Below are 22,075 nucleotides of genomic sequence, written 5' to 3'. Positions count from 1 at the left end.
AATACTATCTAGCCATCTAGCTAATGAGCGAAGGGGAGACATGAGAGTCGCGATCACCGGAGGAACCGGATTCGTCGGCCGGCACCTCGCCGCAGCACTCGATGACGCCGTGCCCCTGTCGCGCCGCGTCGGCGTCGATCTCGACGACGTCGACGCCCTCGCCACCGCCTTCGCCGGCTGCGACGCGGTCGCGCACTGCGCGGGCATCAACCGTGAGATCGGCGAGCAGACCTTCCGCCGGGTGCACGTGGCTGGAACGAGCAATGTCGTCGAGGCGGCACGGCGTGCCGGCGTGAAGCGCATTGTGATGGTGAGCTTCCTCCGGGCGAGGCCGGGATCCGGCTCGGGCTACCACGAGTCGAAATGGCAGGCCGAGGAGATCATCCGGTCCTCCGGCATCGCGCACACCATCCTGAAGTTCGGCATGATCTACGGCCAGGGCGACCACATGGTCGATCACGTGACGAAGGCCGTGCGGACCTGCCCGTGTTCGGAACGGTCGGCTTCCGCGAGCGCACGGCTCGCCCGGTGCCCGTGGAGGATGCCGTGCGGGTGCTCGTCGCAGCGGTGGAAGGCCGCATCCCCGATCCGACCATCGCCGTGATGGGCGCCGACGAGGTCACACTCGGCGAGGCCATCCGACGCATCACGCGCGTGGCCGGACGCCGGCCCGCCTTCCTTCCCCTGCCGGTCTGGGCCATCAGGGTTCTTGGTCACCTCGCCGAGTGGACGATGGTCACTCCGCTCGTCGCGAAGGCTCAGGCCCGGATGCTGGCAGAGGGGGTGAGTGAGCCGCTGCCCTGGGCGCCGGAGGCCCCCGAGGGCATCCGGCCATCGCTCCCGTTCAGCGATGAGCGGATCCGCGCAGCTCTCCCGGAAGGCGGCTTCGGACTGGACGACCTTCGCGTCGTGCGCCGGTCGCGGACCCGTCGGCGCGGCTGAGCGGCCACCTCCCGCAACCCGACGCGACCACACGACGCACCCCAGGCGGTCCGCCCGAGCACCGTTGGAGGAGGGGAGAGTCAGAGGGAGTGCGCCAGCTCGACGATGCGCGTGAGCTGATCGGGGTCGGTCTCCGGAGGGACGCCGTGGCCGAGGTTAAGGATGTGCGCGCGGGCCGCACGACCACGGGACAGCACATCGCGGACATGCGCCTCGAGGACCGGCCACGGCGCAGACAGCAGCGCGGGATCGATGTTCCCCTGCACCGTGACGTCTGGGCCGAGGATGCCTGCGGCGACATCGAGCGGCTGACGCCAGTCGACACCGACGGCATCCGCCGCGCCGCCGAGCCGCATGTCGGCCAGGAACGACCCGGTGCCGACACCGAAGTGGATGACCGGGATGCCGATGCCCTCGACCGCTGCGCGGGAGTGCGGGGCGACGAAGGTCCGGTAGTCCGCGGGGCTCAGCGAACCAGCCCAGGAGTCGAAGAGCTGCACCGTGGCGGCTCCGGCATCACGCTGCGCCTCCAGGAATCGCCGCGAGATGCGCGAGAGCCAGTCGGCCAGGCGGTTCCAGGCGGCGGGGTCGGTGTGCATCAGCGCGCGGGCGCGCAGATGCTCTTTCGACGGCCCGCCCTCGACGAGGTACGCGGCGAGAGTGAAGGGTGCGCCAGCGAACCCGATGAGAGGGGTGTCGCCGAGCTCGGCGGTGACGATCCGCACGGCATCCGAGATCGCGGTGGTGTCCAGATCGGCCGGATCGATCGCCGTGATGCGCTCGACGTCGGCCGCCGTGCGCACGGGCTCGGCGAAGACGGGACCTCGCCCCGGCTCGATGACGACGTCGACGCCTGCGAGCCGCAGCGGGATGACGATGTCGCTGAAGAAGACGGCGGCGTCGACGCCGTGCCTGCGCACCGGCTGCAGCGTGATCTCCGCTGCGAGGTCCGGGGTGAGGCAGGCATCCAGCATCCGCGTTCCCACCCGCAACTCGCGGTACTCGGGCAGGGAGCGGCCGGCCTGGCGCATGAACCACACCGGGGTCCGCTCTGGACGATCTCCGGCGAGCGCGCGCAGCAGGGGCGCAGAGGGGGAAGGCATGCGTCCATCCTCCCATCCGGATGCTCTGCGGATGCCGGGCGCAGGGGCGAGCGGGCGAACCCCCTTTCGACACGGCGTAGAATGGGGATGTGCTGCTGTGTGTGACGGCGAGTCACAAGACCGCCTCTTTCGACATGCTCGAACGTCTGAGCCGCACGCCCGATGACCTCGCGCCGAATCTTCTGCGCCTCGCCCCGTGCGTGCAGGGTGCCGTCGTCCTCTCGACGTGCAACCGCTTCGAGGCGTACGTGGACATCGACGAGCCCGTGACGGCAGCCGGCGCCGTGGGCGTCGAGGCCGTGCTCGAGGCGATCGAGCAGTCCGCCGGCATCCCGGCATCCGAGCTGGACGGCTCGTACACCGTGCACTCGGGTCGCCGTGTCCCCGAGCACCTTTTCGCCGTCGCATCCGGCCTCGAATCGGTCGTGCCCGGCGAGGGCGAGATCGCAGGCCAGGTCCGTCGCGCGCTGAAGACCGCACGCAAGGAGGGCACGACCTCTCCCGAGCTCGAGCGCCTGTTCCAGCGCGCGAGCCAGGCGCAGCGCAAGGTCAAGAACGTCACGGCCCTCGGACGCGCCGGCCGCTCCCTCGTCCGCCTCTCGCTGGAGCTCGCCGACAGCCGGATCGCGGACTGGTCCGCCGAACGCGTGCTGCTCGTCGGTACGGGCGCATACGCGGCCGTCACCCTTGCGACTCTTCGTGAGCGCGGTGCGACGAACATCTCGGTCTACTCGCCGTCGGGGCGCGCGGAGCTCTTCGCCCGCAAGCACGACATCGTCGCGGTCCCCGCAGCCGATTACGCCCGTGTCGCGCGGCGCTCCAGCCTGCTGATCACCTGCACGACGGCCACAGAGCCCGTTCTCGGCCCTGCGCAGCTGCAGGCCCCAGCGGGCGCTGCTGTCTCGGGGTGCCCCGTCGGGCCGCACTCGCAGCTGGTGATCGACCTCGGGATGCCGCGCAACGTCGATCCGGAGGTCGCCCAGCTCGAAGGCGTCGCGCTGCTGGATCTCGAGACCATCCGGCTGCACGCACCGCTCGAGGAGCTGCAGGCGACGGATGCTGCGCGCAGCGTCGTCCGCGAGGCGGCGGACACCTTCCATGTCGTCGGGCGCAGGCAGAGCGTTGCACCGTCGGTCGTAGCGATGCGCTCGCACATCTTCTCGCTGCTCGAGTCCGAGATCGATCGGGCGAGGGCTCGCGGCGACGAGGACGGCCGCGTCGAGCAGGCGCTTCGTCACCTCGCCGGTGTCATCCTGCACACGCCGACCACCAGGGCGCACGAGCTGGCCGCCGAGGGCAGGGCCGCTGAGTTCACCGCAGCGCTGGAGACCCTCTACGGCATCCGTCCTTCGGAGCCAGCGGGCGAGGACGCGGCCACCGCCTGACGCCTTCCTGTCGACACGACGGCCCACCGCGTCTACGCTGACCGTATGACAGCGCGCATGGTCGCCCGCGTAGCGGTATGGCTCGAAGCCGGCGTCCTCATCCTCGTCGGCTGGATACTGCTGGCCATCCGAACCATCGAGCAGCCGGTCAAGTACACCGAGGATGACTTTCAACTGATCGATGTGTCGGGCATCGGTCTGGCGCTCCTCTGCGTCGGCCTGGCCATCCTGGCCGCTGTGCTCCTCTTCGAGGCCACTCGATCACCCGATGCAGCGGTGCAGACACCGGCTCCCGCCGTCGAGGACGCGGCCAGCGCCTGAGCACGCTGAGCCCGTCGATGCGCGAGGTCAGTCTTCGAAGATCTGCCCCACCGGCTCGCGCTTCTCGGCCTGGAAACGGTCCTCGGTGCGGCCGAGCGCCCAATAGGCCGAGAGCGAGAGGGAACGGCGGTCGATCCCCCACTCCCCGTGCAGGATGCCGCGCAGGGCCTTCATCGCACCGCGCTCCCCGTGGGCGAACACGTCGATCTCCCCCTCAGGGCGGGTGAGCGAGCGGACGGCGTCGACGAGGGGTGCACCGTAGGCGGCATCCGCCCTGTGCAGCCAGCGCAGCTCGACGCCCTCCGGGACGGGCAACGCGATCTCGTCCGCGGGGCCGCCCACCTCGACGATGACCGAGCCGCGCGCCGACGGCTCCAGCGCCTCGACGGCTGCCGCGATCGCAGGGATCGCCGATTCGTCACCGAGCAGCAGATGGAAGGTATCCCCGCTGGCCGGCGCGTACTGTCCGCCAGGGCCGGAGAGCGTGAGCAGATCGCCCGGCTGCGCGTTCGCCGCCCAGGGGCCCGCGACGCCCTCGTCGCCGTGCACCACGAACTCGATCGCGAGGGTGCGCGCCGCGGTGTCGATCGAGCGGATCGTGTAGGTGCGCATCACCGGGAGGTCCTCGGGCGCCAGCGTCTCCCGCAGCACCGTCAGGTCGTACGGCTGCTCGAGGCCGAGCTCCGGCTTCGCGAACAGCAGCTTCGCATAGGTATCGGTCTTCGCCAGGCGCTCGGGGTCCGCCTCGGCAACCCACGCCTCGAAGCCGTCACCGCCGAGGTGCACGCGGACGAGGTGCTCCGAGATGCGTTCGCTGCGGACGACCTCAAGCGCCTGAGGTGCGGAACCTCGTCGACCGGCCGGACGCTGCGGGATGCTCGGTGCACTCATTCCTCCATCTTCTCCGAGATCGCCCCGCGTCGGCCCCGTCCGACGATGCAGAATGGGAATCGTGGCATTGCACATCACCGCGGACGCCGCCGCAGACGAGCTGCTCACCGAGTTGCTCGAGATGTCGCAGATCAAGCAAGCGCGATGATCATGTGCATCGACGGAGAGACGGACGGGCGGTGGCACTTCGAAGAAGGCAGTGTGACACCCGAGTGGTTGGCCCTCTGACCGCACGGAGTCCTACGGCAGGAGCGCGCAATCCGGAGCGGATGCCGCGAGACGAGCGTCGAGAGTCAGCAGCGAGCACGGCACTGCGCGGGCGAGCACCACGTACATGGCGTCGAATGCGCTCACGTTGTGCCGCAGCGCATAGACGTCAGGCAGCATCGACATCATCGGCACCTCTTCGACGCCGAGCGCGTCGAACTCGCGGAACGCGCGCAGCGCCTGCTCGTCGGTGATCTGCCCGCTGAGCGACCACCCCCGGATCACCGACGCCACCTCAGCCGTCAGATGTTGCGGCGCCAGCAGCTCGTGCCCATCGATCAGCATGGCCGCGCGCCGCCCGGCCTCGGTTCCGAACAAGATCTCGGCGACCGCGGATGCGTCGACGACGAGCGTCATCGACCAGGTCTCTGCTCGGCGAGCACCTGTGCCGCCGGGTCCAGCGTCGAGACGCCACGGTTCGCGATCCGATCCAGCAGTTCAGCCCGGCTCGGACGCGTCGCGAGACGATCGAGCTCGCGCAGCAGGTAGTCGCTCAGCGAACGTCCCTCAAGGGCAGCCTTCGCCTTGAGCGCACGACTCGTCTCCTCCGAGACGTTGCGAACTTGAATCGTGGTCATGCGATCAGCATACGCCACATGCACAGTGCATGCTCTCTGCCGTTTCCCCTCACCCGCTCGAATGCGAAACTGTCCTCATGGCCCTTCACATCACCGCGGACGCCATCGCAGACGGGTTGCTCACGAACCGCTGATGGCGTGGATCCTGCTCGACCAGCGCGCGGTATCCATTAGCCGTGCGAGGACCCCCACAGTGAGAGTGTGAGACGCAAGGAGGCGCGAATGACACGGGATCTGTACTCGGACGCGAGGCTGTACGACATGCTGTTTCCGGCGAGCGACGCCGCCGTCGATTTCTACCGCGCCGAAGCCGACCGCAGTGGTGGGCACGTGCTCGAGCTCGGGTGCGGCACAGGTCACAAGCTGATCCCGATCGCGGCCGATGGACACCCAAGCGTCGGGCTCGACCTGTCGCTGGACATGCTTGCTCAGGCGCAGCAGAAGGCTGAAGAGCGTGGCGTGTCTGTCGAGTGGCGGCAAGGCGACATGTGCGCCTTCGACCTGGACAACGAGTTCGACCTCGTATTCATCGCGGGCAACGCACTGCTGCACCTGCACGAGGCTGACGACATCGTGCAATGCTTCCGCACGGTCAGCCGACACCTCGCGCCCGGCGGACGGTTCGCATTTGACGTCTTCAATCCCGACCTGCGACTCCTGGCTGGCGCCGACGGGGTCCGACGCCCGCGCACTTCATTCACCGACCCAGCCCGCGGCGACGTCCACGTCGACGTCTCGGACTCCTACGATGCTGCCGCGCAGGTGACACGCGGAACGTGGTACTTCTCGACGGTCTCCGAGCCCGACTTCCAGACGGTGTCGATCGAGGTGCGCAGCATCTTCCCTCAGGAACTGCCGGTGCTCCTTGCGCATGCTGGGCTCCGACTGGTCGAACGTTTCGGCAACTGGAATGGAAGCCCCTTCGAGGCGAGCTCCCCGACCCAGCTCTGCATCTGCGAATCCGCTGCCCGCCCGTAAGAGAGGATGAGAGACATGGCATTGCACATCACCGCGGACGCCGCCGCAGACGAGCTGCTCACCGACAACCCGCTCGCCCTGCTGATCGGGATGCTCCTCGACCAGCAGGTCGCGATGGAGACCGCGTTCGCCGGACCCTTGAAGATCCAGCAGCGCACCGGCTCCGTGGATGCCGCATCGCTCGCCGGCTACGACCCGGAGGCTCTGCTCGCCGCCTTCCGCGAGACCCCGTCGGTGCACCGCTACCCCGGGTCGATGGCGACGCGGACCCAGGCGCTCTGCCAGGCCCTCGTCGACGAGTGGGGCGGCGACGCCGCGGCGCTGTGGAAGAACGGCGACCCGGACGGCCCCGAGGTGCTGAAGCGCCTCAAGAAACTGCCCGGCTTCGGCGAGCAGAAGGCGAAGATCTTCCTGGCGCTGCTCGGCAAGCAGTACGGATTCACCGGCGAAGGCTGGCGCGAGGCATCCGCCCCCTACGGTGAGGACGGCTCGTTCCGCAGCGTCGCCGACATCGTCTCGCCGGAATCCCTCACCAAGGTGCGCGAGCACAAGAAGGCGATGAAGGCCGCCGCGAAGGCTGCGAAGTGAAGCCGACCGGAGGCAGCGTCGCCTCCTTCATCGCAGCCGTCACACCGGAGAGGCGTCGGCGGGATGCCGAGACCCTGACCGCGCTCATGCAGGAGGTCACCGGCCGCGAGCCCGCACTCTGGGGGACGATCATCGGCTTCGGGTTCTGCCATTACGCATACCCCACCGGCACGGAGGGCGACTCCGGAGTGCTGGGCTTCGCGCCCCGCAAGGCCGCATCGACGATCTATCTCTTCGACGGGGTCGAGGCGCACGCTGCGGCTCTTGGGCAGCTCGGCCCGCACACGACGGGGAAGGGATGCCTCTACGTCAAAGACCTCGATCAGGTCGATCTCGACGTCCTTCGCGGCATCCTGGAGCGGTCGATGGCGTGGGTCGAGGCCGGCGGCACCGACCAGGTACGGCTGACGATCACCGGCTGAGACGGACGACCGCCCGAGCGTCACGAATCGGCAACAGCGCACAAGTGTCACGCCGCCGCATCCTATGATCTGGGATCAGGTGAGATCCGGGGAGGGCGCGATGCGCAGGATGCTTGCAGCGGTCGGAGTCGTGATCACCACGACCGGACTGCTCGTGGGATGCACCCCGGGACCGAACGATGACGCGATCGCTGCCGCCGAGGAGTACGCCGACGAGCTGACCGCGTGGGCGGCAGAGCTGGGCACGGCGACTGCCTCCGCGAAGACCGCGACGCACGACGAATGGGATGCCCTCGGTGAGGGCGAATCGCTGCCCTACGAGGAGGTGGGGATCGGCGACATCCTCGACCGCGTTCCGGAGCTTGAAGCGTTCGACCCCGCTGAGGTCCAGGCCACTCCTGCCTATCTCGTGGCTGCGGACGCCGCATCCCGGGTCGGCGCGATCACGACAGAGCTCTCCGCGCTGGAACCGGAGGCGCTGCAGGACCTGCGTCTGGCCGGGTACGAGAGCTACTGGCCACTGGCAGACCTCTACTACAACACCCTCGGCGGACCGGCGGCCGAACGCCGCGGAGCCGACGCGGACGCCGCCGACGCCGCGACGGGCGACGACGGATACGCCGGGCTCTACGAGGTCAAGCACGCCGCGAGCATCGCGTACCTCGAGGGACGGGCCCCACTCGTGGAGACGGCGATCGAGGCCATGCAAGCGGACTCCGAGATCACCGGCGATCCGCTCATCCCCGAGGAGGGCCTCGGCGCCTCCGCCGGAGCGTTCATCATCGACTGGCTCGAAGAGGAGTCCGACTTCCTGGACCTCGCGACGGAGCACACGACAGCCTGGACGTACGGATTCGCCTTCGATGGCCTCTGGGGTCACGAGTTCCTCAACGAGGTGTTCTACACGCCGGTGGACCACGCTGCGGCTCTGCGTCCGGCCTTCGCGCGGCAGACGGCCGACATCGCCGCAGCGCTCAGCGACGCCATCGCGGGCGAAGGCGCGGATCCATCGTTCCCCGATCCTGGCGATCCCTACCGGCAGCTACTCCTGGAGGGCTACCTGCCGTGGGGCGACGCGGCGGAGGGCGAGGTCCACACCGAGAGTCGGCTCTGGATGCTGTGGCGCATCCGCGAGCTCGAAGACACCCCGGACGCCGCTTACTCCACGGCGCGCGCCGCGCTTCTGGAGGAGCTCAATCGAGCACGCGAGGATGGCGCGGTGCTTGATTTCCGTCCGGGGGCGAGCCGCCTGCTCACCGTCATCACCGAGTACACCCAGACGTTCGAGGCCGGATTCTCCGACGTGGAGAACGAGGTGACGATCATCCGCTTGGGTGAGCTGCTCGATTTCGCGGAAGCACTGCGGGAACTGCCGATGCTCGAGGTGGTGGCCGCGGATTTCGATGCGCTCATCGAGGTGATGTCCGAGGCAAACGATGAGTTCGCGACGGTCGTCGAAGCGCACGAGGATCCGTTCGACGCCTACGACGCGCTGGACGATCTCGCCGCCGAGTACGCCGAGCGCATCTACGGCGCAGCGGAGACGTCGCTCTCAGTCCTCGACGACGACGCCGCCACGGAGCAGCTCATCGCCGACGCGATCACCGCGACTGCGCCTGCCGCGACCGATCCGGCAGAGCCGACGCCCTGACGTCGCGCGAAGACGACACGGCACAGACGAAGAGAGCCCGGCACCGGAATCACCGGTGCCGGGCTCTCGCTCAGCGGATCACGCCTCGCGGTTCAGGCGTCGGCGTGCGAACGCCAGCGCAGCTCCTGCGAGCCCGAGCAGCAGCGCTCCCAGCCCGGCCAGGCCCCAGGGCAGCTGACCACCCGTGGTGGCGAGCCCGTCACCGGGGTTGTTGCCCCCTGCGACGGCGCCCTGGTAGGTGACCGTGACCGTCGCGGTGGTGGTCACGCCTGCAACGTCCTGCACGGAGTACTCGATCGGCGTCGGGTTCCCGGTGAACCCGCTCTCCGGCGTGAAGGTGATCTCTCCCGTCTCCGGGTTCACCGTCCAGGTGCCCTCACCGGGCACGACGAGCTCGGTGACGGCCTCGCCGGTCTCCGGGTCGATGATCTTGACGGTCGACGGCACGAGATCGCCCCGGTCGTTGTCGATCACGGAGACCACGACGGTGCTTCCCGGCGCGTTGTCCAGATCGGAGTCGTCCGCAGCGACCGGCTGGTAGCCGACCGTGACGGTCGCCGGCTCCGACTGCGGCTGCCCTTCCGGCGCGAACACGTAGTCGACCGGGGTCGGGTTGCCCTCGAAGCCACCCTCCGGCGTGAACGTGATGTCACCCGTCTCCGGGTTCACCGTCCAGGTTCCCTCACCGGGGACGACGACCTCGGTGACCGCGTCTCCGGTCTCGGGGTCGATGAGCTTCACCGTCTCGGGGTCGAGACCCTCGGGGTCGTTGCTCACGACGGGAACGGTGACCGGCTCGCCGATCGTGTTGCCCAGGTTCTCGTCGTCGGCAGGATCGCTCACGTAGGTGACGGTCACCGTCGCACCGGTCGGGTTACCTGCGGCATCCGACACGGTGTAGTCGATGACTGTCGGGTCGCCGATGAATCCGGGCTCCGGGGTGAAGGTGATCGCGCCCGTCTCGGGATCGACCGTCCAGGTGCCCTCGCCGTCGACGACGAGCTCGGTCACCGGCTCGCCGGTGGCGGGATCGATGATCGCCACCGTCGAGGGGTCGACGTTCGCGCTGTCGTTGCCGACGACGTCGACGATCACGGGCGTGCCGATTACGTTGTCGAGGTCCTCGTCCGCGGCGGCGGCGGGCAGGTAGGTCACCGTCACGGTCGCCTCGGATGCCTGGCCGGATGCGTCGGCGATCGTGTAGTCGATCGGCGTCGGGTTCCCGTCGAAGCCCTCCTCCGGCGTGAACGTGATGTCGCCCGTCTCGGGATCGACCGTCCACGTGCCCTCACCGTCGACGACCAGCTCGGTCACCGGCTCGTCCGTGGCGGGATCGATGATCGCGACCGTCGAAGGGTCGACGTCGCCCAGATCGTTGCCCGCGACCGGAACTGTAACGGCCGTGCCCGGCTCGTTGGCGAGGTCTTCGTCGTCCTGCGCGAGCGGCGCGTAGCCGACGGTCACCGTCGCCGTGGTCTCGTTGCCATCGGCATCCTCGATCACGTACTCGATCGGCGTCGGGCTGCTCTCGAAACCGTCCTCCGGCGTGAATGCGATGTCGCCCGTCTCGGGGTCGACCGTCCAAGTGCCCTCGCCGTCGACGACCAGCTCCGAAACCGGCTCGCCCGTGGCGGGGTCGACGATCGCGACCGTCGAGGGGGCGACGTTGGCGCTGTCGTTGTCCGCCACCGGGACGGTGACCGTCGAGCCGATCTCGTTGCCGAGATCCTCGTCGTCGTGCGCCGTGGGCAGGTACGTGACCGTGACGGTCGCCTCGACGGGGTTCCCGTCGCCGTCCTCACCGGTGTAGGTGATCGGGGTCGGGTTTCCGTCGAAGCCGTCCTCCGGAGTGAACGTGATGTCGCCCGTCTCCGGGTCGACGGTCCAGGTGCCCTCGCCGTCGACGACCAGCTCCGAAACCGGCTCGCCCGTCTCGGGGTCGATGATGCCGACGGTCGACGGGTCGAGGTCCTCGGAGTCGTTGCCCGTGATCGGCACGACCACGGCGGTGCCGGGCTCGTTGCCGCTGGAGACGTCATCCGTGGCGGCGGCCACGTAGGTGACGACGACCTCCGCCTCGGCCTTCTCGCCCTCCGCGTCGGTCACGGAGTACGTGATCGGTGTCGGGTTGTTGACGAAGCCGTCTTCAGGGGAGAACGTGATGTCGCCCGTCTCGGGGTCGACCGTCCAGGTGCCCTCGCCGGCAACGACGAGCTCGATGACGGGCTCGCCCGTGGTGGGGTCGATGATGCGGACGGATGCCGGGTCGAGCTCACCGGTGTCGTTCGAGACGACGGGAACGGTCACGTCGGTGCCGGAGGCGTTGTCGAGGTCCTCGTCGTCGGCCGCGATCGGCAGGTACGTGATCACGACGGCGGCCTGTGCGGCATTGCCGCGGTCGTCACGGACCTCGTAGGTGATCGGCGTCGGGTTGCCGGTGAAGCCGGCCTCCGGCACGAAGGTGATCGCGCCCGTCTCCGCGTCGACCGTCCAGGTGCCCTCGCCGTCGACGACGAGCTCGGTCACGAGGTCGTCTCCGTCGAGGATGCGCACCGAGCTCGGGTCGAGCGCGTCACCGGTGTCGTTGCCGACGACGGCCACCGTGACGGTGGAGCCCTGCATGTTGCGGAGGTCCTCGTCGTTCACCGCGGCCGGAAGCGCGCGCGGCACGGTGATGAACGTGCAGTCGATGGCCTCGGCTGCGCCGGGGTACGTGAAGCTGCCGCTGGTGCCGACGCCTTCGGCGATGGTCTCGCCGTCTTCGTCCGTGCACACCCAGGTGGTGTCGTAGTCGTCGGGGTTGGTCGTGTCGCCCGGCTCGAGGGATATCTCGTACTCCCGCTCGGGAACGACGAGGCCGGGGCCGACGCCCGCGTCGCCCTCTGCATCGGTCTCGTCGCTGAGGAGCTCGACATCGTCGGAGTCCCGGATGACGACCGTGAAGCTGTCGTCACCGTCGACGAGCCCCGAGCCGTCAACGCCGATCGAGATCGTGCGGGGCACCGGGATGGATGCCAGGTCGGTGACGCGCGTGCTGAGCGTGATCCGGTCGACCGTCGCACCGGTTGCCGGGTCGATCTGGATGTAGTCGCTCTGGGCGTTCAGCCCGCCGGCGACGTAGAGGTAGCCGTCCTTGCCGAAGGCGATCGAGTTGAGCGCCGTCGCGGCGATGTTGCCGCCGAGTTGCGTCGCGGTGCCCGTACCGCTGGCGATAGAGGCGCGATCAACGCGGTACAGGCGCGAGTACGCCGACGAGCCCGAGGTTGCCGCGGAACCGAGGACGACGTACATGTTGCCCTCACCGTCGAAGGCGAGGTCTCCGTTGCCGCCCGGCGCTCCCGGCACCGTGATCGAGATCGCGGTCGACGCGATGGTGTTCGTCGCGGGATCGTAGTCAGCGATCTGGAGCGTGGAGCCGCTCAGACCACCGTAGAACAGGTGACCGGTGAGCGGGTCGACCGCACCGTGCGTGTTCGGCACGGTCGGACCGGTGCTGCGCGCGACGGAGTCCCAGGTGCCCGTCGCCGCGGTGTAGCGGTGGACGCGGGTCGTGTCGGTCGCGACGAGGAAGCTGCCGTCGCGCGAGACGCCGACCTGGTTGACGGCGCCGGGCCCGCCGATGCCTGCATCGGTGAGCGCACCGGTGTCAGGGTCGACGGCGTAGATGCTCGGCGAGCCGCTCGCGGACGATGCGTAGAAGGTGTCGTCACTGAGCGGCTCCGCAGCGTGGGCGATCGAGGGGATCCCGACCGAGCCGATGACGACGGCTGAGGCTGCGGCGAAGGCCAGCGGGCCCCTCGGTATCGGACGGTTTCTCGGCTGGTCGTTCAAAGCGGATCTCCCCTGTGTTGACGTGACAAGGGGCCGCCGCGCTCCCCAAGAGCGTGACGGCCCGAGGGAAGACGCTAGCCGCCCGGTTACGGGGTGCCCGACCGCGAGCACGCCTCACGACCCCCTTTTGCGGGTCAAATCCGCGCAAATGACCCCCGCTCGGGGGTCACCACCTCAGGGGCGCCGCGAGCGCCGGATCCCATCCACGACCGAGGGGATCGCGGAGGTCAGCACGAGAGCCCGCACGACCCCCGGAGTGGCTCCGAGAGCACCGCAGAGGGCGCCAGAAACAGCGGATCCCCGCAGCCGAAAGCTCCGGGGATCCGAATCGCGGCGCTCCATCCGCAGGGTCGCGTCACGCGCCCTTGAGACGCTCCGCGAGGTAGTCGTGCAGCGCGTCGAGCGGCACGCGCTCCTGCGCCATCGTGTCGCGGTCGCGCACGGTCACGGCGCGATCCTCGAGCGAGTCGAAGTCGACCGTGACGCAGAACGGCGTGCCGATCTCGTCCTGGCGGCGGTAGCGGCGGCCGATGGCGCCGGCATCGTCGAAGTCGATGGCCCAGCGTCCGCGCAGGCCGTCCGCGACCTCGCGCGCCAGCGGCGACAGGTTCTCGTTGCGCGACAGCGGCAGCACGGCGACCTTCACCGGCGCGAGGCGCGGGTCGAGCTTGAGGACGGTGCGCACATCGGTGCCGCCCTTCGCGTTCGGCACCTCTTCTTCGCGGTAGGCGTCGACGAGGAACGCCATCATCGACCGGGTGAGGCCGAACGAGGGCTCGATGACGTACGGCGTGTAGCGCTCACCGGATGCCTGGTCGAAGTACGTCAGGCTCTGGCCGGATGCCTCACTGTGGCTGGAGAGGTCGTAGTCGGTCCGGTTGGCGACACCCATCAGCTCACCCCACTCCTTGCCGGGGAAGCCGAAGCGGTACTCGAAATCGATCGTGCCCGCGGAGTAGTGCGCCCGCTCGTCCTCTGGCACGTCGAACTGGCGCATGTTCTCCGGGTCGATGCCGAGGTCGACGAACCACGCCCAGCAGTCCTCGACCCACTTCTCGAACCACTCCTGCGCCTCGGCCGGAGGCGTGAAGAACTCGATCTCCATCTGCTCGAACTCGCGGGTGCGGAAGATGAAGTTGCCGGGGGTGATCTCGTTGCGGAACGCCTTGCCGACCTGGCCGATGCCGAACGGCGGCTTCTTGCGGCTCGCGGTGAGGACGTTGGTGAAGTTCACGAAGATGCCCTGCGCGGTCTCCGGGCGCAGGAAGTGCAGGCCGGACTCGTCGTCGACGACGCCGAGGTAGGTCTTGACCAGGCCGGAGAACGACTTGGGCTCGGTGTACTGGCCCTTGGTGCCGCAGTTCGGGCAGGGCACGTCGGCGAGGCCGTTCTCGGCCTTGCGGCCCTTGCGCGCCTCGAAGTCCTCCACGAGGTTGTCGGCGCGGAAGCGCTTGTGACAGCTCAGGCACTCCACCAGCGGGTCGGTGAAGGTCGCGACATGGCCGGATGCCTCCCAGACGCGCTTGGGCAGGATGATGCTGGAGTCCAGCCCCACCATGTCGCCGCGACCGCGGACGAAGGCCTGCCACCACTGACGGCGGATGTTCTCCTTGAGCTCCGTGCCGAGGGGGCCGTAGTCCCATGCGGACCGGGAACCGCCGTAGATCTCACCCGCCTGGAAGACGAACCCGCGGTGGCGGGCGAGGGCGATGACCTTGTCGAGGCGGGACTGTTCGGCCACGGTGGCTCCAATGGTCGCAAGGGGGTGAATGCGGGGGCGCGCGGCGATGCCGCGGCATCCCTAGTCTATCCGCGCGGCACCGCCCGCCCCTTCTGCCTCCTGGTCGACCGCCGACCCGGCTCGGGCGGCGGCCTCCGCGGCGCGCGCAAGCCAGGCGGGCGTCTTGCCGGGGCGCGCGAGCGGGATGAGCCGGCCGGCGGAGCTGTCGGCGACGAGCTGCTCGGCGCGGCCGAGGCGGGTCTGCGCACGCACCGCTGTGGCGATCCAGTGCCGCACCTGCTTGCGGTATCCCGCCGTCGCCTCCGCGAGAAACGCCTGCGTCGCCGGAGAGGCGTCGAGGATCGCCTGCACCTCGGGCTCGAGCACCGCCTCGCCGTTCTCATGCGAATAGGTGCCGGTCTTCGCCGCGCTGCGAGCCTCGAAAGCCGCGATGCCCGACGGCGCCATGCGGCCCTCGGCGAGGAGCCGCTCGACGTGGGCGACGTTGACCACCGACCACGTGCTCCCCGCCTTGCGCGGCGACCAGCGTTGACGCCGCCGGTCGTCGTCGATCGGCTGGGAGACGGAGTCGATCCATCCGAAGCAGAGCGCCTCCGGCACGGCATCCGCCCACGTCAGCCCACGATCTGCGACGTGCGCCTTGCGGACCTCCATCCACAGTTCGGGAGCCGTGGCGTGATTGCTCTCCAGCCAGGCGCGAAACTCGGCCGCGTCTGCGAAGAAGAGGGCCGGCTTCTCCGCCGAGCCGCCGGGGCGACCCCGCTGCACATCATCGGTCATGCCATCCATGGTGCCGCAGGCCACCGACACCGGGCAGCGATTCTGACCGAGCCAGGCACGGTCACTCCGCGCCCGCCCCGGGGAAGGCGATCCCGCCGCCTTCCGCAAGCGCCAGTGCGACGATCTCCAGGTGCTCCCGCATCATCGCGTCGGGCATCGCGGGCATCGACTGCTCCCAGTACGGCAGGATCGCCCCTCGTCCCTGCATCATCCCCGCCGGCCTCGCATACGCCCAGAGGTGCAGATGTGCGGATCCGTCATTCCACCGAGAGAAGTGGCACCGTGCGACCGCGGGAATCGCCTTCGTCGCCTCAGACAGCCGCTGCAGCATCGGACCGAGTCCCGCGAGCAGCTCGACGGGGGCGTCCTCCAGACGCACATGTCGCCGAGGGGACAGAGCGCCGACGAATGGAAGGCCCACTCCGCCCTCGAAACCTGAGACCACGCGCCAGTCGTCGTCCTCCCAGATGACGTGCGGGGAGGGAAGACAATGCCCGCATTCCGAGGGGTCGGTCTCCCCGCGCCGTGGGCGCTCTGGCACGAGCATCGGGTCGAGGGGCAGCAACTCGAACGCCGCGAGGCTCGGGGCGGGCCCGCTCCCTGGTACACCGCTCGTGTCCAGCGTCTGCCCCACGGGGGCCCAACGGTGCCAGGCCGTGTCTGCCGGATGCTGTTCGGGGAGGGAGCTCATGCGCCCATGCAATCAGATCATGCCGAGGATCCGGCTCACTCCGCGAACAGGTACCCGCGCCCCGCCTCGAAGCCGACCGGGCGGAGCCCGCGGGCGAGCAGGCCCTCCATCTCGCTGCGCAGGCGCAGACGCCATTCATGGGCCGCATCCGGATCGGACACGCGCATGGCCTCGACGTCCTCGGGGATCTGAAGCGCAGCGACGACCGCCTCGGGGGCGGGCGGCTTGGCGATGTCGGCGAGCATCCATTCGACGTCAAGCCGGTCGCTCTCGTCCCCTGCATCCCCGCCGCCGAAGATCCCGTAGTTGTTCACCGAATAGCCCGTGACGCGTGCACCCAGCACGGTGAGGAAGAAGTGCGCGTTGCGGGCGACGAGCGGGTCGAACGTCCAGGTGATGCGCCCGGCCTCACGGGAGAACGCCCACTGCCGCTGGTGCTCCTTGAGCTCGCGCCCCCAACCCCGCCCGCGGAACTCGGGCAGCAGCGCCGTGATGTGGGAATGCATCGTGCGCCGCGCCGGCGCACCGAAGAACGCGATCGACGCGCCGACCATCCGCTCCTCGCCCGCCGCGTCGTCGAACAGGCCGACGACGTAGTTTCCGGACTGCTGGAGCGCGCGAAGCGTGCCCGCGTCGATCACCCGCTCGGGGCCGCGGATGGAGTCCAGCAGGGACTGGGCCTGGATGATCAGCTCGACGGTGTCCAGATCGCGTATGGTTCGCACGCTCCCAGTCTGCCCGCCTCCGCCGCGAATCGGGGAAGCGGCGGGGCGAAGTGCACCGATCCGGAGCCGCCCCGCTCCTGCACCGATAGCCTGAACAGGTGGGAGATGGCGACGACAGAGCACGCAGGCGCCTCTCGCACACCCCTCCGAAGTGGACGACGGTCGCCGTCCTCGCCTTCGCCGGGCTGTGCTCGTCCTTCATGTTCACCCTGGTCGTCCCCCTCCAGGCCGAGCTCCCCGCGCTGCTGAACGCCTCGCGCGAGGACACCACGTGGGTCGTCACGATCACCCTTCTCGTCGCCGCGATCGCCACGCCCATCTCAGGCCGCCTCGGCGACATGTACGGCAAGCGCCGGGTCGTCGTGGTGCTGATGGCGCTGCTCGTGCTCGGCTCGGTGATCGCCGCCGTCTCGGGCTCGATCGTCGGGGTCATCATCGGCAGGGGCCTGCAGGGCGGCGTGACCGGCGTCATCCCTCTCGGCATCGCGATCATGCGCGACGTCCTCCCGCCGCGCCGGCTCGGCACCGCCGTGGCTCTGATGAGCGCGACGATGGGCGTCGGAGGCGCGATCGGGATGCCGCTCGCCGCCTACCTGGCGCTGAACGCCGACTGGCATGCGCTGTTCTGGCTCGCCGCCGGCCTCGGGGTCGTCGGTCTCGTCCTCGTCTGGCTGTTCGTCCCCGAAGACGTGCTGCGCTCACCGGGTCGACTCGATCTCCTCGGCGCGCTCGGGCTGGCGATCGGCCTGACCGGCATCCTGCTCTTCGTCTCGCGCGGCGCGGAATGGGGCTGGACCGCCCCGGTCACGCTCGCCTGCATCATCGGCGGTGTTCTCGTGCTGCTCGCCTGGGGCTGGTACCAGCTGCGCACGAAGGACCCGCTGCTCGATCTGCGCGTCGCCGCCCGCCCCGCGGTGCTGTTCACGAACATCGCCGCGATCGGGATGGGCTTCGCACTGTTCTCCTCGAACGTGACCTTCCCGCAGATGCTGGAACTCCCCGTCGAGACCGGCTCCGGCTTCGGGCTCGACATGGTCACCGCGGCCTTCGTCGTCATGCCTGCCGGCCTCGTGATGATGGTGATCTCGCCACTGTCGGGCTGGCTGGAGCGCACCATCGGCCCTCGTCCGCTGTTCACCGGCGGCGCGTTCGCGATCGTGCTCGCCTATGTGTTCGTGCTGCTGTGGTCGACCGAGGTCTGGCACATCCTCGTCGCCAACGCGCTGATCGGCGTCGGCATCGGGTTCACGTTCGCCGCCATGCCGATGATCATCATGCGATCGGTCCCCGCGAACGAGACGGGCGCGTCGAACGGTCTGAACGCCCTGTTCCGCTCGGTGGGGACCTCCAGCGCGTCGGCGGTGATGGGCGGCGTGCTCGCCGCGATGAGCGTGAACGTCGACGGCGTGGCGGTCCCGACCCGCGACGCCTTCGAGGTGTGCTTCTGGCTCGCGATCGCGGCCGGCATCGTGGCCGTGATCCTCTCGCTGTTCATCCCGAAGCAGCGGGCGGCCGAGCAGCATCCCTCGCTGCCCTGACGGCTCAGAGAACGCGAGGATCCGGGTCACCGGGCTGCGGCACGCGCAGACGGGGCGGGAGTGGCCACGGCAGCACGAAGGGCTCGGATGCCGGGCGGCTCACGTCGCCGAAATCGTCGATCTTCACCACGATGCGACCGGCACGGCCGGCCTCGGTGGGCGTGACCTCGACGATCCGCACGCGCAGCGGCGCCTCGGATTCGCCCTCCAGCATCCACGGATCGGCGAGCCAGGCGAGACCGTGCTCCTCGAGCGCGGCCTCTGCTTCCAGCCAGTCGACGGCGTCGGATGCCGGGCGGCCGAGCACATCCACAGCGACCCAGGCGTCGCCGGCGGGATGGATCCAGCCGAGGAGCTCCCCGTCGTCTCTGCGGTGCGGGGTCCCCTCGGATGCGATCATCCCCTGACCCTATCCCCCGCCGCACGCCGGCGACCGCCGCCGCGTGGGCGACGCAGTACGGGGGCCCACACGCCAGATGTCGGACGGAACGGGCGGATCCGTCCGACGGTTGGCGCGTCGGCCCCCGGAACGGTCGGGGTACGGATGCCGTGGAGCACCCGACCCGGCGTCAGGCGCGGACGGCGAAGCCGCCGGTCCAGCCGATCTGCTCGCGGACGGCCAGCACCATCTGCAGGAACCCGAGGGCCTCGAGCTCGCGGGCACGCTTCAGCGCTCCGGCATCCGCGACGCGGAGTCCGGCGGCGACGACGACGTCGGCGAGCGCCTTCTTGGCCGCGTCGTCATCACCGGCGATCTGCACCGTCGTCGGCTCTCCGCCGAGCTCTCCGCTCACGAGCGACGAGGCGAAGTTCGTGTTGAACGCCTTGACGACGCGAGCGCCGGGAAGGGATGCCGCCAGCTCGGCCGACGCCGAGGAGTCCGCCGGCACGACGAGCCCGTCGAAGGTGGCGAAGTCCACCGGGTTGGTGATGTCGACGACGACCTTGCCGGTCAGCTGCTCGCCGTACTGCCCAGCGATGTCCGCGAGCGCCGGATAGGGCACGGCCAGCACGACGACCTCGCCGGTGATGGCGTCGCCGACGACACCGGCTGCCGCACCGATGGGTGCTGCGGCGCTGCCCGCCTTCTCGATGTCGCGCGCCAGGATCTGCACGCTCGCGCCGCCCTTGCGGGCGAGCCCCGCGATGGCCTGGCCCATGTTCCCCGTTCCGATGACGGTGATCGCAGTCATTGCATTGCCTTTCGTCTGAGCCGCAGCATTGTTGCTTCGGCAACTAATGATGTCAACGTGCTTGCCGTGACAACTATTCCCGGCAGAATGGAGCCATGGCCGGAAAGCTCACCAGGATGACAGCGGCGCAATCGCGCGCATGGATCTCGCTGATCTCCACCGCCGAACTGCTCCCCGCAGCGCTCGACGCCCAGCTCCAGCGTGACGCCCACCTCACGCACTACGAGTTCATGCTGCTCGGCACTCTGCTGCGCAGCGGCGCCATGCGCCTCAGCGACCTGGCGGCCGCGACGAACGCGACACTCCCCCGCGCATCCAAGGTCGTCAGCCGACTGCGCGAACGCGGCCTCATCGAACGCTCGGAAAGCGCAGTCGATCGGCGCACCGTCGAGATCAGGCTCACCGGCGAGGGCCGCCGGCAGACCGTGCTCGCCACACCAGGACATTTCGACACCGTGCACCGGCTCGTGCTCGACCACCTCTCGGAGGAGCAGCTCGAGGCCCTCGCCGACGCCCTCGCCCCCATCGTCGCGGGGCTCGACCCCCAGCATCGCTTCGGCCCGCAGCGCGAGTGAGACGTCTGCGCCTTATCGGCGGCGTTCTGTCGCGTCAAGGCCAGGGCGGATGATCGGATCACCGCTTACCGTCGGAGCATGAGATCTCGAAACGGTGACATCCTCAGGCAGTCGGGCGTGATCTCGGCGGCGACGTTCATGCTGATCGGAGCCGCCGTCGGCGGCGGCGCCTTCGGCGGCGAGCCGGTCGCGGAGCTGCAGGACGGCGCGCTCTCGGCACAGGGCTCGCCGTTGGCGCCGGCGGGACCGGCGTTCGCGATCTGGACTCTCATCTATGTCGGCCTCGCCGCCTACACGATCTGGCAGGCGCTGCCGGCACGACGGGCCGACGAACGTCAGCGCGCTGTCGGGTGGTGGATCGCCGCCTCGATGGTGCTCAACGGGCTCTGGCTGGTGGCGGCCCGATTCGGTCCGCTCTTCTCCACCGTGCTCGTGATCGCGGGTCTCCTCGCGGTGCTCGCCCGCATCATCGTGCTGCTCGGTCGCACGGATGCCACCGGCTTCGCCGACACCGCACTGACCGAGGGCGTCAGCGGACTGCACTTCGGATGGGTCACGATCGCGACGGTCGCGAACGCGGCGGCATGGCTCGCCCAGGTGCTGCCGGAGGAGATCGGTGCGCAGGGTCACGCTCTGGGCGTCATCGTGCTCGTCGTGGTCGCCGCCATCGGCACGGTGTCCGCTCTGGTGACGCAGCGGCTGACCCCCGCGCTCGCCACGAGCTGGGGCATCGCCTGGGTGGCCGTCGGCCGCATCGGCGGAGAACCGCAGAGCACGCCGATCGGGATCGCCGCCGTCGTCGTCGCTGTTGTCATCCTCGTGGCAGGAATCGTCGCCGTCTCACGAAGGAAAGCGGACCGCGTCGCGACGACGTGAATCAGTGCGTGTACTCCATGAGCTCGGTGCCCAGCACCCGGAAGGCGTCGTGGGCGCGGAGCCGATGGGCGATCGACAGGTCGTCGAAGCAAACGATGAGGGCGTAGGACACACCGGCGCGAGGGCCGGCGAGCACGCCGGCCTCGGCGCGCACGCCGCGGTCGCGCCCTGTCTTGTTGATGAAGAGCAGCCCGTGCTGATCATGATCGTGCGCGAACGGGTCGAGTCCGGTGGGTGCGGCGACGAGGCTCAGATCGTGGTTGAGGCTCAGCCATTCGGAGACCTGGGCGCTGACGGCCGCATCGACGACCTCGGAGTTCACGAGCGCCGAGAAGAGCCCAGCCTGTTCGCGCGTCGAACCGACCGCCACCTGGGGCGCGTCGTCCGGCCCCCGCCGATCGCGGAAGCGGTCGAGCATGGCCGTTCGCGTGAGACCCAGGCCTTCGATGCGGGCCCTGACGCGATCGTGACCGACCCGCTGCAGCAGCGCATTGACGGCGATCGGGTCTCCCGCCGTCGCCGCGAGCACGGCCAGGTCGACGAGAGGGAGCGCCGGAGCGCGCAGGTGCCGCCACACGCCGGACGTGGTCACCTGCTCGACAGCCGACCGCTCGACGATCTCGAGCGGATCGAGACTGCCGTCCTCGAAACCCGCCGCGACTTCGATGAGCAACGGGACCACCCCGAGCCCGGCGATGGGCATCGTGACGTGGTCGTCGCCGGAGAGCACGTGGCTGCCGTTGTCGAGGTCGACCACGTGCACGGACACCTGCGCACCAGCGTCCACGAGCTCCTCGAGAGCGCGCAGCGTCGAGGTGAAGGATCGCCGACCGATCGCTGCGCGCCGCGGCAGGCGCCGGGTCGGACGCTGCGAACGCCGCAACGGCAGGGAGGGCGCGCCGTCGACGGGTTCGGGGACCGAGGGGAGGGGGGAGCCCACGGGTGTTCCTTCCCAGCAAAGGGTGGAGGGGGATCACCGCGGGGAGCATGCTCCCCAGC

General features: G+C 69.4%; 23 protein-coding genes. 11 read left to right on the top strand and 12 right to left on the bottom strand.

Annotated features, from left to right (window positions below; genetic code table 11):
* The first annotated feature begins 40 nt into the window (after positions 1-40).
* Positions 41-604, top strand: coding sequence for an SDR family oxidoreductase (locus tag ACWGJP_RS07215; protein WP_452329070.1), 564 nt, complete (start codon positions 41-43; stop codon positions 602-604).
* Positions 553-942, top strand: coding sequence for a hypothetical protein (locus tag ACWGJP_RS07210; RefSeq protein WP_452329069.1), 390 nt, complete (start codon positions 553-555; stop codon positions 940-942). Before ACWGJP_RS07215 ends, ACWGJP_RS07210 begins: the two co-directional genes overlap by 52 nt.
* Positions 943-1,022: 80 nt before the next feature.
* On the opposite strand, the gene hemE is transcribed toward ACWGJP_RS07210, so the two are convergent.
* Positions 1,023-2,045 (bottom strand): uroporphyrinogen decarboxylase, encoded by a 1,023-nt coding sequence (gene hemE / locus ACWGJP_RS07205; RefSeq protein WP_452329068.1) that lies wholly within the window; start codon positions 2,043-2,045, stop codon positions 1,023-1,025.
* An 89-nt stretch (positions 2,046-2,134) separates the two neighbouring features.
* On the opposite strand from hemE, the gene ACWGJP_RS07200 reads away from it, so the two are divergent.
* Together ACWGJP_RS07200 and ACWGJP_RS07195 are read left to right on the top strand one after the other, a co-directional pair.
* Entirely contained in the window at positions 2,135-3,430 is a 1,296-nt protein-coding gene (locus ACWGJP_RS07200) for a glutamyl-tRNA reductase (RefSeq protein WP_452329067.1), read from the top strand.
* Between the two features lie 45 nt (positions 3,431-3,475).
* Complete coding sequence (locus ACWGJP_RS07195) at positions 3,476-3,751, top strand: hypothetical protein (protein ID WP_452329066.1); 276 nt, start codon at positions 3,476-3,478, stop codon at positions 3,749-3,751.
* Between the two features lie 27 nt (positions 3,752-3,778).
* On the opposite strand, the gene ACWGJP_RS07190 is transcribed toward ACWGJP_RS07195, so the two are convergent.
* From ACWGJP_RS07190 to ACWGJP_RS07180, 3 genes are all read right to left on the bottom strand, one after another.
* Entirely contained in the window at positions 3,779-4,642 is an 864-nt protein-coding gene (locus ACWGJP_RS07190) for a siderophore-interacting protein (protein WP_452329065.1), read from the bottom strand.
* A 240-nt stretch (positions 4,643-4,882) separates the two neighbouring features.
* Positions 4,883-5,266: a type II toxin-antitoxin system VapC family toxin gene (locus tag ACWGJP_RS07185; RefSeq protein WP_452329064.1), complete on the bottom strand. Its 384-nt coding sequence runs from the start codon at positions 5,264-5,266 to the stop codon at positions 4,883-4,885.
* Positions 5,263-5,487: a FitA-like ribbon-helix-helix domain-containing protein gene (locus ACWGJP_RS07180; RefSeq protein WP_452329063.1), complete on the bottom strand. Its 225-nt coding sequence runs from the start codon at positions 5,485-5,487 to the stop codon at positions 5,263-5,265. Before ACWGJP_RS07180 ends, ACWGJP_RS07185 begins: the two co-directional genes overlap by 4 nt.
* Positions 5,488-5,709: 222 nt before the next feature.
* On the opposite strand from ACWGJP_RS07180, the gene ACWGJP_RS07175 reads away from it, so the two are divergent.
* The 4 genes from ACWGJP_RS07175 to ACWGJP_RS07160 all read left to right on the top strand — a co-directional run bounded on the left by ACWGJP_RS07175 (position 5,710) and on the right by ACWGJP_RS07160 (position 9,126).
* On the top strand, positions 5,710-6,465 hold the full coding sequence (locus ACWGJP_RS07175) for a class I SAM-dependent methyltransferase (RefSeq protein WP_452329062.1): 756 nt from the start codon (positions 5,710-5,712) through the stop codon (positions 6,463-6,465).
* A gap of 15 nt (positions 6,466-6,480) precedes the next feature.
* The gene (locus tag ACWGJP_RS07170) at positions 6,481-7,053 is read left to right on the top strand and encodes an HhH-GPD-type base excision DNA repair protein (protein ID WP_452329061.1); all 573 of its coding nucleotides are present in this window, start codon (positions 6,481-6,483) and stop codon (positions 7,051-7,053) included.
* Entirely contained in the window at positions 7,050-7,475 is a 426-nt protein-coding gene (locus tag ACWGJP_RS07165; RefSeq protein WP_452329060.1) for a DUF1801 domain-containing protein, read from the top strand. Before ACWGJP_RS07170 ends, ACWGJP_RS07165 begins: the two co-directional genes overlap by 4 nt.
* 100 nt (positions 7,476-7,575) lie before the next feature.
* Positions 7,576-9,126 carry a hypothetical protein gene (locus tag ACWGJP_RS07160; protein ID WP_452329059.1) on the top strand — a complete coding sequence of 517 codons (1,551 nt, stop codon included), beginning with the start codon at positions 7,576-7,578 and terminating at the stop codon, positions 9,124-9,126.
* 78 nt (positions 9,127-9,204) lie between these two features.
* Here ACWGJP_RS07160 and ACWGJP_RS07155 read toward each other — a convergent pair whose 3' ends face one another.
* From ACWGJP_RS07155 to ACWGJP_RS07135, 5 genes are all read right to left on the bottom strand, one after another.
* Positions 9,205-12,957, bottom strand: a complete 3,753-nt coding sequence (locus tag ACWGJP_RS07155; protein WP_452329058.1) for an Ig-like domain-containing protein — start codon at positions 12,955-12,957, stop codon at positions 9,205-9,207.
* 355 nt (positions 12,958-13,312) lie between these two features.
* The gene (locus tag ACWGJP_RS07150; protein WP_452329057.1) at positions 13,313-14,698 is read right to left on the bottom strand and encodes a glycine--tRNA ligase; all 1,386 of its coding nucleotides are present in this window, start codon (positions 14,696-14,698) and stop codon (positions 13,313-13,315) included.
* Between the two features lie 60 nt (positions 14,699-14,758).
* A complete protein-coding gene (locus ACWGJP_RS07145) occupies positions 14,759-15,478 on the bottom strand; it encodes a YdeI/OmpD-associated family protein (protein ID WP_452329056.1) in 720 nt (239 codons plus the stop codon).
* A gap of 61 nt (positions 15,479-15,539) precedes the next feature.
* On the bottom strand, positions 15,540-16,169 hold the full coding sequence (locus ACWGJP_RS07140; RefSeq protein WP_452329055.1) for a hypothetical protein: 630 nt from the start codon (positions 16,167-16,169) through the stop codon (positions 15,540-15,542).
* A gap of 35 nt (positions 16,170-16,204) precedes the next feature.
* Positions 16,205-16,894, bottom strand: coding sequence for a GNAT family N-acetyltransferase (locus tag ACWGJP_RS07135; protein ID WP_452329054.1), 690 nt, complete (start codon positions 16,892-16,894; stop codon positions 16,205-16,207).
* Positions 16,895-16,992: 98 nt separating this feature from the next.
* On the opposite strand from ACWGJP_RS07135, the gene ACWGJP_RS07130 reads away from it, so the two are divergent.
* Positions 16,993-18,432, top strand: a complete 1,440-nt coding sequence (locus ACWGJP_RS07130; protein WP_452329053.1) for an MFS transporter — start codon at positions 16,993-16,995, stop codon at positions 18,430-18,432.
* A gap of 4 nt (positions 18,433-18,436) precedes the next feature.
* Here ACWGJP_RS07130 and ACWGJP_RS07125 read toward each other — a convergent pair whose 3' ends face one another.
* Complete coding sequence (locus ACWGJP_RS07125; RefSeq protein ID WP_452329052.1) at positions 18,437-18,832, bottom strand: hypothetical protein; 396 nt, start codon at positions 18,830-18,832, stop codon at positions 18,437-18,439.
* Between the two features lie 169 nt (positions 18,833-19,001).
* Positions 19,002-19,625 carry an NADPH-dependent F420 reductase gene (locus ACWGJP_RS07120; protein ID WP_452329051.1) on the bottom strand — a complete coding sequence of 208 codons (624 nt, stop codon included), beginning with the start codon at positions 19,623-19,625 and terminating at the stop codon, positions 19,002-19,004.
* Positions 19,626-19,720: 95 nt separating this feature from the next.
* Between ACWGJP_RS07120 and ACWGJP_RS07115 the strand changes: the two genes are divergently transcribed.
* A complete protein-coding gene (locus tag ACWGJP_RS07115; protein ID WP_452329050.1) occupies positions 19,721-20,200 on the top strand; it encodes a MarR family winged helix-turn-helix transcriptional regulator in 480 nt (159 codons plus the stop codon).
* Positions 20,201-20,278: 78 nt separating this feature from the next.
* Positions 20,279-21,076: a TspO/MBR family protein gene (locus ACWGJP_RS07110; RefSeq protein ID WP_452329049.1), complete on the top strand. Its 798-nt coding sequence runs from the start codon at positions 20,279-20,281 to the stop codon at positions 21,074-21,076.
* Position 21,077: 1 nt separating this feature from the next.
* On the opposite strand, the gene ACWGJP_RS07105 is transcribed toward ACWGJP_RS07110, so the two are convergent.
* Positions 21,078-22,016, bottom strand: coding sequence for a serine hydrolase (locus ACWGJP_RS07105; RefSeq protein ID WP_452329048.1), 939 nt, complete (start codon positions 22,014-22,016; stop codon positions 21,078-21,080).
* Between the last annotated feature and the right edge of the window lie 59 nt (positions 22,017-22,075).

The organism is Microbacterium sp. NPDC055903, from assembly GCF_053615555.1.
The sequence above is the reverse complement of the archived record's forward strand: the minus strand, read 5'-3'. Positions and strand labels throughout refer to the sequence as shown.

Excerpts from the sequence above, each read along its gene's own strand:
- ACWGJP_RS07215 (WP_452329070.1), top strand. The coding sequence starts at position 41 with ATGAGAGTCGCGATCACCGGAGGAACCGGATTCGTCGGCCGGCACCTC.
- hemE (WP_452329068.1), bottom strand. The coding sequence starts at position 2,045 with ATGCCTTCCCCCTCTGCGCCCCTGCTGCGCGCGCTCGCCGGAGATCGT.
- ACWGJP_RS07195 (WP_452329066.1), top strand. The coding sequence starts at position 3,476 with ATGACAGCGCGCATGGTCGCCCGCGTAGCGGTATGGCTCGAAGCCGGC.
- ACWGJP_RS07190 (WP_452329065.1), bottom strand. The coding sequence starts at position 4,642 with ATGAGTGCACCGAGCATCCCGCAGCGTCCGGCCGGTCGACGAGGTTCC.
- ACWGJP_RS07185 (WP_452329064.1), bottom strand. The coding sequence starts at position 5,266 with ATGACGCTCGTCGTCGACGCATCCGCGGTCGCCGAGATCTTGTTCGGA.
- ACWGJP_RS07180 (WP_452329063.1), bottom strand. The coding sequence starts at position 5,487 with ATGACCACGATTCAAGTTCGCAACGTCTCGGAGGAGACGAGTCGTGCG.
- ACWGJP_RS07175 (WP_452329062.1), top strand. The coding sequence starts at position 5,710 with ATGACACGGGATCTGTACTCGGACGCGAGGCTGTACGACATGCTGTTT.
- ACWGJP_RS07170 (WP_452329061.1), top strand. The coding sequence starts at position 6,481 with ATGGCATTGCACATCACCGCGGACGCCGCCGCAGACGAGCTGCTCACC.
- ACWGJP_RS07160 (WP_452329059.1), top strand. The coding sequence starts at position 7,576 with ATGCGCAGGATGCTTGCAGCGGTCGGAGTCGTGATCACCACGACCGGA.
- ACWGJP_RS07145 (WP_452329056.1), bottom strand. The coding sequence starts at position 15,478 with ATGACCGATGATGTGCAGCGGGGTCGCCCCGGCGGCTCGGCGGAGAAG.
- ACWGJP_RS07140 (WP_452329055.1), bottom strand. The coding sequence starts at position 16,169 with ATGAGCTCCCTCCCCGAACAGCATCCGGCAGACACGGCCTGGCACCGT.
- ACWGJP_RS07125 (WP_452329052.1), bottom strand. The coding sequence starts at position 18,832 with ATGATCGCATCCGAGGGGACCCCGCACCGCAGAGACGACGGGGAGCTC.
- ACWGJP_RS07120 (WP_452329051.1), bottom strand. The coding sequence starts at position 19,625 with ATGACTGCGATCACCGTCATCGGAACGGGGAACATGGGCCAGGCCATC.
- ACWGJP_RS07115 (WP_452329050.1), top strand. The coding sequence starts at position 19,721 with ATGGCCGGAAAGCTCACCAGGATGACAGCGGCGCAATCGCGCGCATGG.
- ACWGJP_RS07110 (WP_452329049.1), top strand. The coding sequence starts at position 20,279 with ATGAGATCTCGAAACGGTGACATCCTCAGGCAGTCGGGCGTGATCTCG.